The organism is Actinophytocola xanthii (assembly GCF_001921205.1).
GTDB classification, from domain to species: Bacteria; Actinomycetota; Actinomycetes; order Mycobacteriales; family Pseudonocardiaceae; genus Actinophytocola; species Actinophytocola xanthii.
Genome location: NZ_MSIE01000073.1, coordinates 18,035 through 30,625, shown reverse-complemented (window position 1 = coordinate 30,625; position 12,591 = coordinate 18,035). Strand labels below are relative to the sequence as shown.

Here is a 12,591-nt window from a genome sequence, read left to right as displayed (position 1 = left end):
GTCAGGGGCCGCAGGCCGCGCTTGAAATCTTTCCCAGATTGGCGCAATATTTTTGCGTGCCGAAGAAGACCGAGCTGGTTCTCGATGACACCGACCACCGCCTGCTCGACGAGCTGCAGGACGACGCCGGGCGCACCCTGCGTGAGCTCGGCGAGATCGTCGGCCTGTCCCCGAGCGCGGTCCAGCGGCGGGTCGAGCGCTACCGGAGCTCGGGTCTGCTGGCCAGGACCGCCGCCGTACTGGACCCGACGTTCAGCCCCGACCTCGTGCTCGCCGTCTGCCTGGTCTCGGTCGAGCGCGAGTCCCGCCGGCTGCACGAGGCGTTCCACCGCCGGCTGCTGGCCGCACCCGAGGTGCAGCAGGTGTACGCGGTCTACGGCGAGTGGGACTACGTCGTCGTGCTCGCCGCCTCGGGCATGGCCCACCACGGCGAGATCTCCACGCGCCTGCTGATGGACGCGCCGAACGTGCGCAAGTACACGACGCTGTTCGTGCTCGACCCCATCCGCATCGGCTCGACGATCCCGACCGGGGCGCTCAGGACGTGACCGGCGGCGGGTCGGCAGGCCCGGTGCGCGGCCGCCACGGGCTGGTGCTGTCGGTCGGGCGGGTGGGGTCGTGGAAGCGGGGGGTGTCGGGCTCGTCGGGGCGCAGCGGCACCAGGTCGGCGGTGATGGCCTCCATGATCCGGCGGTGCGCGCGCACCGCGTCGCCCGGCCGCCTCGCGGACAGGTCCGACAGGTCCACCACCCGGCCGAAGTGGACGCGGAACACCGGCCTGGCCCGGAGCGCGCGCAGCCCCGAGGTCACCACCGGCACGAGGTCGCGCCACCCCTCGACCCGCTCGGTACCCCAGTACACGGCCTCGTGCGCACCCCACTGGCTGATCGTCATCACCGGTACGTTCGCGGCCAGCGCGATCCGGGCCACCCCGGTCTTGCCGCGCTCGGGCCACAGCCCGGGCTCCCGGCTGATCCGCCCCTCGGGGTAGACGAGCACGGGTCCGGACGCCGATCGCAGCGCCTCGATCGTCCGGGCGACCGCCTCCACGACGGTGCTCCTGCCCCGGTCCACCCGGACCGGCCCGCCCTGGCGCAGGATCCAGCCGACCACCGGCGCGTCGAGCAGCCCGCCGGCCAGCAGGAACCGCGGGTCCACCCCCGCCTTGCGCAATGCCGCGGTCAGCACGAACGCGTCGAACACGCCGATGTGGTTGGCCGCGATCAGCCCGGGGCGGCCGCGCAGTTCCTCGGGGATCGTCCCGGTGATCTCCAGGCGGCCCACCAGGCGGACCAGGCCGCGGTCGAACTGGGTCAGGGCCCGCCACAGCGGTGAGACCTGCGGCCTCTCGTCGCTACGGCGTGTCGGCTCGGCTGGGCGGCGGAACAGGGCGACCATGGGCGGAGCATCGCACGGGCCGGTCCGCCGCCGGCGCGGTGGTCCGGCGAGCCGGATCTCCTGCTCGAAGATGCCCGTGTGGCAGAAGTGACTCCTGTGGTGCAAGCCGACTACCGTGGGGACCATGGCGAACCGGACAGCAGCCTCGAGGTCCTCCAAGGGCGCCGGTGGCGGTGGCCGCGGAGGTGGCGGCCGCACCCGGTCCTCCTCGAGCCGCTCGTCCACCCGCACCAACACGCGCTCCTCGAGCGGTGGCTCCGGCCGGGGTTCGACCCGGGGTTCGACCCGCTCGTCGTCGGGCAGGTCCCGGACCTCGACCAGCCGCCGGCCCCCGGCCCGACGCAAAGGCGGGGTCGGCCGTACCGCGGTCCGCGGCCTGCGGGGCAGCTGGAGCCTCCTCGCGAAGGGCGCCGGGGGACTGGCCCGCACCGTCGGCCGCACCAAGGAGCTTGACCCGGCCCACCGGCGGGACGGTCTGGCGTTCGCGCTGGTCGCGGTCGGCGTGATCGCCGGTGCCGGCATCTGGTGGAAGGCGGGCGGCCCGGTGGGACGCTGGCTGGAGATCGGCGTGCGGTCCTCGATCGGCGCCGCGGCGATGGCCCTGCCGATGGTGCTGCTGGTGATCGGTGTCGCGCTGATGCGCTCGGACCCGCAGCCGGAGAAGCGGCCGCGGCTGGTGGTCGGCACGCTGCTGTTCTCGCTGGCGTTCCTGGGCATCCTGCACCTGTTCAGCGACACCCCCGACGACAACGAGGGCCGGATGTTCGCCGGCGGCGCGGTCGGCTACCTGTCCGGCGGGATGCTCGCCAAGGGGGTCACGGCCTGGGTCGCGATCCCGCTGCTGGTGCTCGTGCTCGGCTTCGGGGTGCTGGTGTTCACCGGCACCCGCTTCCGCGACATCCCGACCCGCCTGCGCGAGCTGGGCATGGACCCGGAGGACTACCCGGACGACTACGCCGACGGCTACGAGGACGAGCTCGAGCTGCCCGGCGAGGAGGAGGTCCCGCCGGCCGAGACGAAGCTGCGCCGCCCGTCCCGCCGCCGGCAGGCCGCGATGGCCGAGGAGCCACCGCCGGCGGAGCCGGAGCCGCCGGTCGAGGCGCCGCCGCCCCCGCCGCCCCCGCGCAAGCGGCCGCCCGTGCGGGCCGAGCAGGTCAAGGAGAACCCGCCGGCCAAGGAGTCGACCCAGCTCACGCTCACCCGGGTCGTCGACGGCGACTACCGGCTGCCCGACCCCGGCCTGCTGGCCGGCGGCGACCCGCCCAAGGCCCGCAGCCGCGCCAACGACGCGATGATCGAGGCGATCACCGGCGTGCTCGACCAGTTCTCGGTCGACGCCCAGGTCACCGGGTTCACCCGCGGCCCGACGGTGACCCGCTACGAGGTCGAGCTCGGCCCGGGCGTCAAGGTCGAGAAAATCACCGCGCTGACCAAGAACATCGCCTACGCGGTCGCCACCGACAACGTCCGGCTGCTCGCCCCGATCCCCGGCAAGTCCGCGGTCGGCATCGAGGTTCCGAACTCCGACCGCGAGATGGTGCGCCTCGGCGACGTGCTGCGCTCGGGAACGGCGGTCAACGACCACCACCCGATGGTGATCGGCCTCGGCAAGGACATCGAGGGCCACATGGTCACCGCGAACCTGGCGAAGATGCCGCACCTGCTGTGCGCCGGCTCGACCGGCTCCGGCAAGTCGAGCTTCGTCAACTCGATGCTGGTGTCGCTGCTCGCCCGCGCGACCCCGGACGAGGTCCGGATGGTGCTCATCGACCCCAAGATGGTCGAGCTGACCCCCTACGAGGGGATCCCGCACCTGATCACCCCGATCATCACGCAGCCGAAGAAGGCCGCCGCCGCGCTGACGTGGCTGGTCGAGGAGATGGAACAGCGCTACCAGGACATGCAGGCCAACCGGGTGCGCCACATCGACGACTTCAACAAGAAGGTGCGCTCGGGCGAGATCACCGCGCCGCCCGGCTCCGAGCGGGAGTACCGGCCCTACCCGTACATCCTCGCGATCGTCGACGAGCTGGCCGACCTGATGATGACCGCGCCCCGCGACGTCGAGGACGCGATCGTCCGGATCACCCAGAAGGCCCGCGCCGCCGGCATCCACCTGGTCCTCGCCACCCAGCGCCCGTCGGTGGACGTGGTGACCGGCCTGATCAAGACGAACGTGCCGTCCCGCCTCGCGTTCGCGACCTCGTCGCTGACCGACTCGCGGGTGATCCTGGACCAGCCCGGCGCCGAGAAGCTGATCGGCATGGGCGACGGCCTGTACCTGCCGATGGGCGCGTCCAAGCCGGTCCGGATCCAGGGCGCGTACATCACCGACGAGGAGATCAACGCGATCGTCTCGTTCGTCAAGGAGCAGGCACAGCCCGAGTACACCGAGGGGGTGACCGCGGCCAAGGCCGGCGAGAAGCGCGAGATCGACGAGGACATCGGCGACGACCTCGAGCTGCTGCTGCAGGCGGCGGAGCTCATCGTCACCTCCCAGTTCGGCTCGACCTCGATGCTGCAGCGCAAGCTGCGCGTGGGCTTCGCCAAGGCGGGCCGGCTGATGGACCTGCTGGAGAGCCGGGGCGTGGTCGGCCCGTCCGAGGGCTCCAAGGCCCGCGACGTGCTGATCAAACCCGAGGAGCTGGACAGCGTCCTGTACGTCATCCGCGGTGGCGGCACCGCCGGCGGGGGAGAGCCCGCCGAGGAGTGACCTTTACCGGCTGTGACCACGACGTTACGGTTGGGTGTTCTGAACTCACTCGACCGTGTGCCAAAGGGGGCACCACTATGCGTCGTGTACTCGTCGGGGTCCTGGTCACCACCGCCACGGTCGCGCTGACCGTCGCCGCACCGGCGGCCGCCGCCGAACCGTCGGTCGAGCCGGCGGCGGCCCCTGGTGACGTCGTCACCGCCAGGCAGATCAGCGCGCCGGGCTTCGTCTACGCCCGCACCTGGGTGATCACCTACAGCTCGACCTCCGCCACCGGAGCGCCGATCACGGTCAGCGGGACCGTGGTGGTGCCGCTGGGCGCGAACGCGAACACCCCGGTCGTGGGCTTCGCGCCGGGGACCCACGGCCTCGGCGACCAGTGCGCGCCCTCCCGCCACCTCGAGGCGGGCGACGAGACCGAGGGCCTGCTGATCCACCAGTACGCCACCCGCGGGTTCGCCGTCGCGATCACCGACTACGAGGGCCTGGGTACACCGGGCGAGCACACCTACATCGCCGGGCGGGCCGAGGGCAACGCCACCCTCGACGTGGTGCGTGCCGCGCTGCGCCTGCCGGGGACCGGGCTCTCACCGACCACCGAGGTCGCCGTCGTCGGCTACTCGCAGGGCGGCCACGCCGCCGGCTGGGCCGCCCAGCTCGCGCCGAGCTACGCGCCGGAGCTGAACATCGTCGGCTACGCGGTCGGTGCCCCGCCGGCACACCTGCGCACGGTCGCCGAGCACAACGACGGCGGCGAGAACGTCGGCCTGGTCATGGCGGCGGGCTTCGGCATGGACGTCACCTATCCGGAGCTCGAGCTCGCCCCGTACCTCAACGACGCCGGACGGGTGGCGTTCGCCGACATCCGCGACGACTGCACCAGCGACCTGTCGAAGTACGCCGGGCACTCGATGTCCGACTTCACCACCGAGGACGTGCTCGCCCGGCCGGAGTGGGTGGCCCGGGTGGACGAGCAGAACCTCGGCGGGAGCACGCCCCGTTCGCCGGTGCTGCTCTACCACTCCAACGGCGACGAGATCCTTCCCGTGTCGGTCAGCGTCGGCCTCCGGGAGGCCTGGTGTGACGGTGGCGGCAACGTGACGTTCCGGCGCACGAACACCGGGCCGCACGCGGTCACGGCCGCCCTGATGAGCCCGTCGGTGACGGCCTGGGTCGCCGACCGCCTGGCCGGCCGGGCGACCGCCGGCGACTGCTGAGACGCGCGACGGGGGCACGCCGCCGGCGTGCCCCCGCCGCGTCGGCCTTAGGGCACGTCCGCACAGCCCTCGATCGCGGTCTTCGCGCCCAGCTCGCCGCTGGCGGTGTTGTCGGACAGGCCGAGTACGACCCGGTACGAGGCCTGCCCTCCGCCTTGCCAGCGACGACCTGGATCACGAAGCCCATCGACCAGGACTGTGCGGACGCGCCCTAGCGGCTGGCGGCCAGCGCCGCCGCCGTGCGCACCGATGCCCGGTCGAGGATGTCCGCCGTGCTCAGCGCGCTGTTGCCGAACTGGCGGACGGCCGCGTAGTAGACGTCGGCGAACCGGTTGCAGGCCCAGTTGCCGTCGCAGATCGAGTACATGTCCGACTTGAACCGGTTGTCGATCGTGAGCCGGTTGGCCTCGGTGAACCGACCCTGCTGCCGGTAGTTGCGGTAGCCGAAGTCGTGCCGGTGGCACGCCCGGACGAAGTCGAAGCCGAACGGGTTGTCCGGCGCGCTCGTGCAGCCGTCCGAGGACCAGTTGAGCTGGTCGGCGTGCGGCTGCTGGGCGCGCAGGGTCTGGAAGCCGCTCAGCGAGGTGCTGAACAGGTACTTGTCGGTCTCGGCCCGCAGCTGGGCTGGGTCCAGGGCGGCCTGGGCGGTCGCGGCCCCGGCGAACATGGTGCCGGCGAGCACTGTGCCGGCGAGCGCGATGGCGGTGACCAGTGCCTGGGCGGCACGACGCAGGGTTGACGCGGCCACGCTTGTCTCCCTCATGAGGAACTCCGGGTCCACCGGTCGTGGACCCAGAACAATTAGGCCGCCACGACGACGAACGCGGTACCCGCCAACCGGCTAACAACAGGTGTCGGGAAGAAGTCACAGCTCCAACAGCATGCGGGCGTTGCCGAGGGTGTTGGGCTTGGCGTAGGGCAGGTCGAGGAACTCCGCGACGCCCTCGTCGGGCGAGCGGCGCATCTCCTCGTAGACCTCCGGGCTCACCGGCGTGCCGTCGATCTCCACGAAGCCGTGCCCGGCGAAGAACTCGGTCTCGAAGGTCAGCACGAACACCCGGGACAGCCCCAGCTCCCGCGCCACCGAGATCAGCCGCTCGACCAGCATCCGGCCGGCGCCGAGGCCGAGCGCGTGCGGCAGCACGGCGACCGAACGGATCTCGGCGAGGTCCTCCCACAGCACGTGCAGGGCACCGCAGCCGACCAGATCCTCGCCCCGCTGCGCCACCCAGAACTCCTGCACGTCCTCGTAGAGCGTGACGAGCTCCTTGGCGAGCAACACCTTGCCGACGTACGTGTCGATGATCGACTTGATGCCCCGCACGTCACCGGTCCGCGCCCGGCGGACCACTACTTGGCTCACGGAAGCCAACCTAGCCGCCGCCGGCGGTTACCCTGAGAGCCGTGTCCACACCATCACCCTCCCGTCGTGCCGCCCTGCTCACCCTCGGGTGTGCCCGCAACGAGGTCGACTCGGAGGAGCTGGCCGGTCGCCTCGCCGCCGACGGGTGGGAGCTCACGCAGGACGCCGGGGGTGCCGACGTCATCGTCGTGAACACCTGCGGCTTCGTGGAGTCGGCCAAGAAGGACTCGGTGGACACCCTGCTGGAGGCGGCCGAGGTGGGCGAGACGACGGGCGCGAAGGTCGTCGCCGTCGGCTGCATGGCACAGCGCTACGGCGCCGAGCTGGCCGAGAGCCTGCCCGAGGCGGCCGCCGTGCTGGGCTTCGACCATTACCCCAACCTCGGCGAGCGGCTCGACGAGGTGGTGGCGGGGCGCGCGGTCCCCTCCCACCAGCCGACCGACCGCCGCCGGCTGCTGCCGATCAGCCCGGTCACCCGCTCGGCGGCCGAGGTCGCCGTGCCCGGGCACGGCTGGGGGCCGCGGGTGCTCCGGCGACGGCTGGACGACGCCCCGGTGGCCGCGCTCAAGATCGCCTCCGGATGCGACCGGCGGTGCTCGTTCTGCGCGATCCCGTCCTTCCGCGGCGCCTTCGTCTCCCGCCCGCCGGGGGAGGTCCTCGCCGAGGGCGTGTGGCTCGCCGGACAGGGCGTGCGCGAGCTGTTCCTGGTCAGCGAGAACTCCACCTCCTACGGCAAGGATCTCGGCCGCGAGCACGGCGGCCAGCAGGCCCTCGAGCGCCTGCTGCCCGAGCTCGCCGCGATCGACGGCGTGGCCCGCGTGCGGGTGTCCTACCTCCAGCCCGCCGAGACCCGTCCCGGGCTGCTGCGCGCGATCGCCGACACCCCCGGCGTCGCCAACTACTTCGACATGTCCTTTCAACACGCCAGCCCGACCGTGCTGCGCCGGATGCGCCGCTTCGGCGGCACCGACTCGTTCCTCGCGCTGGTCGAGCAGATCCGCGAGCTCGCGCCGGACGCCGGCATCCGCAGCAACGTGATCGTCGGCTTCCCCGGCGAGACCGAGGAGGAGCTCGCCGAGCTCGAGCACTTCCTCACCGAGGCGCGGCTGGACGTCGTCGGCGTGTTCGGCTACTCCGACGAGGACGGCACCGAGGCCGAGCGGCTCGGCGGCAAACTCGACCCCGCGGTGGTCGACGAGCGGGTGGCGCGGGTGTCGGGCCTGGTCGAGCAGCTCACCGCGCAGCGCGCGGAGGACCGGGTCGGCGAGGAGGTGCTCGTGCTCGTCGAGCGGGTGGACGAGGAGGGGTGTGCGGGACGCGCCGCGCACCAGGGACCCGAGGTGGACGGCGAATGCCTGCTCACCGGTGAGGTGGCGGAGCTGGTGGTGGGCGACCTGGTGCGGGGCAAGGTGGTTGGTTCCGAGGGCGTCGACCTGGTCGTCGCGCCGGCCGAGGTCGTCGGGGCCCGGCCATGAGTGCGGCGCCGGCCGGCGGTGGGCCGCCGGAGCCCGTCGTCGCCGTGCCGGCCGTGCCGGTGCCGCTGTTCAACGTAGCCAACGTGCTGACCGTGCTCCGGCTCGCGCTGGTGCCGGTCTTCCTGCTCACCCTGTTCGCCGCTCCGGGCTCGACCGGGTGGCGGCTCGCCGCCGCGGTCGTGTTCGCGGTCGCCTCGGTCACCGACCACATCGACGGGACGCTCGCCCGGCGGCTCGGCCTGGTCACCGACTTCGGCAAGGTCATCGACCCGATCGCGGACAAGGCGCTGACCGGCTCCGCGCTGGTCGGCCTGAGCATCCTCGGCGAGCTGCCGTGGTGGGTCACGCTCACCATCGCCGGCCGCGAGGTCGCGATCACCGTGCTGCGGTTCTGGGTGATCCGCTACGGCGTGATCGCCGCCAGCTACGGCGGCAAGCTCAAGACGATCGCGCAGATCTTCGCGATCGGGCTGTTCCTGCTGCCGCTGCCGGCCGGGTTCGGCCCGGTGAACTGGTTCGCCATGGGCGTCGCGCTGGTCCTCACCGTCGGCACGGGGATCGACTACGTCCTCCGGGCCGTGCGCCTGCGTGCCTCCTCGCGCACCCGTGGCTAGGAACCCGCTCGCCGACGCGCTCGGCCTCCTCGCGGCGGACCTGACCGCGCTGGTCGAGGCCCTGCGCGAGCGCGGGGAGACCGTGGCGACCGCGGAGTCGCTCACCGGCGGGTTGGTCGCGGCGGTGCTGACCAGCGTGCCCGGCTCCAGCGCCGTGGTGCGCGGCGGCCTGGTCGTCTACGCCACCCCGCTCAAGACCGACCTGGCCGGCGTGTCGGCCGCCGACCTCGCCGACCACGGCCCGGTCCACCCGGTGGTCGCCGAGCAGTTGGCCGAGGGGGCGCGGCGCACCTGCGGGGCGAGCTGGGGCCTCGGGCTCACCGGCGTGGCCGGACCGGACCCCCAGGACGGCGTGGAGCCGGGGGTGGTGCATCTGGGCGTGTCGGGTCCCGACGGGACGACCGTGCGCACGATCGGCGTCGACGGCAACCGCCACCAGGTCCGCTCGGCCGCTGTCGGTGCGGTGTTGGGCCTGCTCAGAGCGTGTCTGGACGAGCCACCGACGGCTCGAGGCGAGGCGGTCGTCAGCTCGGCGCAGTAGGGTCGCGGGAACACCGGGACCGGTTCACTCGTTCGCTTGTGGCGGACGACTCGCGATGTTGCTGCCGATGATCGAGCGGTCTCGGTAACGTTGTCACCGTGCTCGACCGCCACTGGCCGGGTAGAGCGATCTTTGGAGGGAGGCGCGCGCGATGACCGTGCTCTTGCGCGAGGCGATCGGTGATCGGCTCCGGCATGCCCGCACCAACCAGCGCCGCACGCTGCGCGAGGTCTCCCGGGCCGCGCGGGTGAGCCTGGGCTACCTCTCCGAGGTCGAACGCGGCCGCAAGGAGGCGTCGAGCGAGCTGCTGGCGGCAATCTGCGACGCCCTGGAGCTGCCGTTGTCCCAGCTGCTGCACCACGTCGCCAGCGACATGGGTGCCGTGGACTCGATGGCCGAGGCCGTGCCGAAGCCCTCGGACACGTCCGAGCGTGGCGAGGCCCTGGACCGCGACCCGGCTTCCCGTGCCTCGGTCGAGGGTGTCGAGGGTGGTCGGCTGGTGCCCGCCGTGGTCGGCGAGAACCTGGCCGACCTGCGGATCCAGCCCGTGCTCAGCCACCGCATGGAGGGCTCCCTCGGCGGCCGGGTGGGCGCCGTCTTCGCTGCCTGACGGATACTCTGCGGTGTGCTCACCGCCCTGGTCGTCCTGCTCGTCGTGATCGGCGTGCTGGCCCTGGCGAGCGTGCCCCTGATGATCAGGAGCACTCGGCGGCAGCTCGTGGCCGACGTGCCGCCCGGGGCCCGGCATCCGGCCGTCGGCAGCCCGGCCCAGGTGTGGACCGAACGCGGCGAGCGGGTCCTGCGCGAGCTGGCTGCGCTGCTCGCCGACCACGCCGACCCCGACGGCGCCGTGGTCGGGATCTCCGAGGACGCCGCGCGGGTCGTCGCCGAGCTGCGGATCACCGCGAGCCGGGTGGCCGAGCTGGACCACGCCCTCGCCGCGATCCCCGTACCGGCACTCGAGCGGCGGCTGCCTGAGCTCGGGGCCGATGCCCCGTCCGGGACCCGGGACGCGGTCGCGGCACGGCTGGAGGTCGCGCGCCGGCACCGTGCGGCGCGGGAGGCGCTGCTCGCGACGATGCGGGACACGGTGGGCGAGCTCGAACGCGCCCGCGACGAGCTCGCCGAGGTGGTCGGGGAGCTCGCGCACCCCGTCGCCGCCGGTGGCGAGCCCGGCGACAACGCCACGGCCCGGCTCACCGGTAGGCTCGATGCCCTCAGAGAGGGGCTGGTCGAGGTGCGTGACGTGGCCCACCCTGAGGTGGGTCCGGGCACTCAGGGCTATCCCTGATGAGTTCCTGATTTGTGCCGGGTTCAGTGGTGAGGACCGCGTTCCACCTGACACGATGGAACCCGTAAGCGACCAGCACGGAGAAGGCAGGCGGAGGAGATGGCCAACCCGTTCGTGAAGGCTTGGAAGTACCTGATGGCGGCCTTCTCGTCGAAGATCGACGAGCACGCCGACCCCAAGGTGCAGATCCAGCAGGCCATCGAGGAGGCCCAGCGGCAGCACCAGGCGCTCTCGCAGCAGGCGGCCGCCGTGATCGGCAACCAGCGCCAGCTGGAGATGAAGCTCAACCGTCAGCTCGGCAACGTCGAGAAGCTGCAGGCGTCCGCGCGCCAGGCGCTCGTGCTGGCCGACGAGGCCCGGTCCAAGGGCGATGAGGCCAAGGCCACCCAGTTCGAGAACGCCGCGCAGTCGTTCGCGACGCAGCTGGTCACGGCCGAGCAGGACATCGAGGACCTGAAGACCCTGCACGACCAGGCGCTGCAGGCCGCGACGCAGGCCAAGACCGCGGTCGAGCGCAACGCGATGATGCTGCAGAACAAGCTGGCCGAGCGCACGAAGCTGCTCAGCCAGCTCGAGCAGGCGAAGATGCAGGAGCAGGTGTCCAAGTCGCTCAACCAGATGAGCGAGCTGGCCGCGCCCGGCAACACGCCGTCGCTCGAGGAGGTCCGCGACAAGATCGAGAAGCGGTACACCACCGCCCTCGGGTCCGCCGAGCTCGCCTCGAACTCGGTGCAGGGCCGCATGATGGAGGTCCAGGCGTCCACCACCGAGATGGCCGGCCAGTCGCGCCTGGAGCAGATCCGCGCGTCGATGTCCGGTGGCTCGGTCACCCCCCAGGTGACCAGCGGCACCGGCGCCTCGGCCTCGACGAGCGCGGCGACGCAGAACATCCAGGCGGAGATCGCGCAGCGGGTCGCGCAGGAGCAGAAGGCGAACCCGCAGAGCTCCTGACCCCAGCTACCCCGGGGAGGTACCGGCACCATGGCACTAAGCGGTCGGGACATCAACCAGCTGACCCGGCTGGCCAGCCGGTACGTCAACGGGCAGGTCGTCCAGCAGGTGCAGGACGCGCTCGCCCGCCGAGGCGACGAGGCGGTGCGGATCGAGCGCCAGCGCCGCAAGCTCGAACGGCGCCGGATGTGGGCGTCGCGCTGGGCGACGGCCTGGGCGCTGATCACGGCGATCTGCATGGTGTTCGTCGTCGGGGCGCTCACCGGCGCGATCGGTACCGACGACGATCCGCTGACCGCGGCGGGTGGTATCGCCGTCAGCCTGGTGACCGGCACGCTCGCCATCCGCGCTGCGCGGAAGATGACGCTGCTCAAGCGGGCGCAGCGGGAGTTCGACGAGCAACACGCTCCGGCCGCGGTCCGGCCCGCGCCCACCGCGCTGCCCCCCAAGGGCTCGGCGGCCCGCGAGCCCATGCAGCGCCTGGCCGAGGCGGAGACGGCGCTGGCCCAGGTCCTCGCCCAGCTGACCGGCGCCAACGCCGCGGTGCCCGCCGAGTCGGTGGCACAGGCCAGGGCCACGGGCACGGAGGCGGCCAACGCCCTGCGGGCGGTGGCCGCCCAGCTGGCCGCGGTGGAGGTGGCCAGGGACCACGCCCCGCCCCTGGAGCGCGGCCCCCTGGTCGAGGGCGTCACGCGGCTGCGCGAACAGCTGGACGAGGGCCTGGACGGCTACCGCAGCCTGGTGGCCGCTGCCGGCCGCGTTGTCGCCGCCACCTCGGCGCCCGGCCCCAAACAGGAGCTCACCGAGGCGACCGACCACCTGGCCGGTCTGGCCGCCGCCCTCCGCGAGCTGTCCGAGTCGGCTTCCTAGGGAGCGTCCTCACAGCCCTCGGTCGCGGTCTTCGCGCCCAGCCCGCCGCTGGCGGCGTTGTCGGACAGGCCGAGTACGACCCGGTACGAGGCCTGCCCTCCGCCTTGCCAGCGACGACCTGGATCACGAAGCCCATCGACCGGGACTTTGAGGACGCG

13 protein-coding genes are annotated in these 12,591 nt (G+C 72.6%); 10 read left to right on the top strand and 3 right to left on the bottom strand.

The features are described 5' to 3' along the window. Positions 1-56: 56 nt before the first annotated feature. A complete protein-coding gene (locus BU204_RS31270; protein ID WP_083661795.1) occupies positions 57-548 on the top strand; it encodes an Lrp/AsnC family transcriptional regulator in 492 nt (163 codons plus the stop codon). Here BU204_RS31270 and BU204_RS31265 read toward each other — a convergent pair. Beyond that, a complete protein-coding gene (locus BU204_RS31265; protein ID WP_075129411.1) occupies positions 538-1,398 on the bottom strand; it encodes a lysophospholipid acyltransferase family protein in 861 nt (286 codons plus the stop codon). The two genes, BU204_RS31270 and BU204_RS31265, sit on opposite strands and share 11 nt — an antisense overlap. Positions 1,399-1,522: 124 nt before the next feature. On the opposite strand from BU204_RS31265, the gene BU204_RS31260 reads away from it, so the two are divergent. Continuing rightward, positions 1,523-4,111, top strand: coding sequence for an FtsK/SpoIIIE family DNA translocase (locus BU204_RS31260; protein ID WP_408608065.1), 2,589 nt, complete (start codon positions 1,523-1,525; stop codon positions 4,109-4,111). A gap of 77 nt (positions 4,112-4,188) precedes the next feature. Next, positions 4,189-5,328 carry a lipase family protein gene (locus BU204_RS31255; protein ID WP_075129390.1) on the top strand — a complete coding sequence of 380 codons (1,140 nt, stop codon included), beginning with the start codon at positions 4,189-4,191 and terminating at the stop codon, positions 5,326-5,328. 211 nt (positions 5,329-5,539) lie between these two features. On the opposite strand, the gene BU204_RS31250 is transcribed toward BU204_RS31255, so the two are convergent. Together BU204_RS31250 and BU204_RS31245 are read right to left on the bottom strand one after the other, a co-directional pair. Continuing rightward, complete coding sequence (locus tag BU204_RS31250) at positions 5,540-6,076, bottom strand: phospholipase (RefSeq protein ID WP_233160802.1); 537 nt, start codon at positions 6,074-6,076, stop codon at positions 5,540-5,542. Positions 6,077-6,193: 117 nt separating this feature from the next. Beyond that, positions 6,194-6,691 (bottom strand): amino-acid N-acetyltransferase, encoded by a 498-nt coding sequence (locus BU204_RS31245; RefSeq protein WP_233160801.1) that lies wholly within the window; start codon positions 6,689-6,691, stop codon positions 6,194-6,196. Between the two features lie 41 nt (positions 6,692-6,732). Between BU204_RS31245 and rimO the strand changes: the two genes are divergently transcribed. The 7 genes from rimO (at position 6,733) to pspM (ending at position 12,433) form a co-directional block, all read left to right on the top strand. Further along, complete coding sequence (rimO, locus tag BU204_RS31240) at positions 6,733-8,166, top strand: 30S ribosomal protein S12 methylthiotransferase RimO (protein ID WP_233160800.1); 1,434 nt, start codon at positions 6,733-6,735, stop codon at positions 8,164-8,166. After that, positions 8,163-8,780, top strand: a complete 618-nt coding sequence (gene pgsA / locus BU204_RS31235) for a CDP-diacylglycerol--glycerol-3-phosphate 3-phosphatidyltransferase (RefSeq protein ID WP_075129387.1) — start codon at positions 8,163-8,165, stop codon at positions 8,778-8,780. The genes rimO and pgsA overlap by 4 nt, the downstream gene beginning before the upstream one ends. Further along, the gene (locus BU204_RS31230) at positions 8,773-9,321 is read left to right on the top strand and encodes a CinA family protein (RefSeq protein ID WP_075129386.1); all 549 of its coding nucleotides are present in this window, start codon (positions 8,773-8,775) and stop codon (positions 9,319-9,321) included. Before pgsA ends, BU204_RS31230 begins: the two co-directional genes overlap by 8 nt. Before the next feature lie 151 nt (positions 9,322-9,472). Then, complete coding sequence (locus tag BU204_RS31225) at positions 9,473-9,931, top strand: helix-turn-helix domain-containing protein (protein ID WP_075129385.1); 459 nt, start codon at positions 9,473-9,475, stop codon at positions 9,929-9,931. 15 nt (positions 9,932-9,946) lie between these two features. Then, positions 9,947-10,612, top strand: coding sequence for a hypothetical protein (locus tag BU204_RS40355; RefSeq protein WP_075129384.1), 666 nt, complete (start codon positions 9,947-9,949; stop codon positions 10,610-10,612). Between the two features lie 99 nt (positions 10,613-10,711). Then, positions 10,712-11,563 carry a PspA/IM30 family protein gene (locus BU204_RS31215; RefSeq protein ID WP_075129383.1) on the top strand — a complete coding sequence of 284 codons (852 nt, stop codon included), beginning with the start codon at positions 10,712-10,714 and terminating at the stop codon, positions 11,561-11,563. Between the two features lie 30 nt (positions 11,564-11,593). Continuing rightward, on the top strand, positions 11,594-12,433 hold the full coding sequence (gene pspM / locus BU204_RS31210) for a phage shock envelope stress response protein PspM (protein ID WP_075129382.1): 840 nt from the start codon (positions 11,594-11,596) through the stop codon (positions 12,431-12,433). The last annotated feature ends 158 nt before the right edge of the window (positions 12,434-12,591 follow it).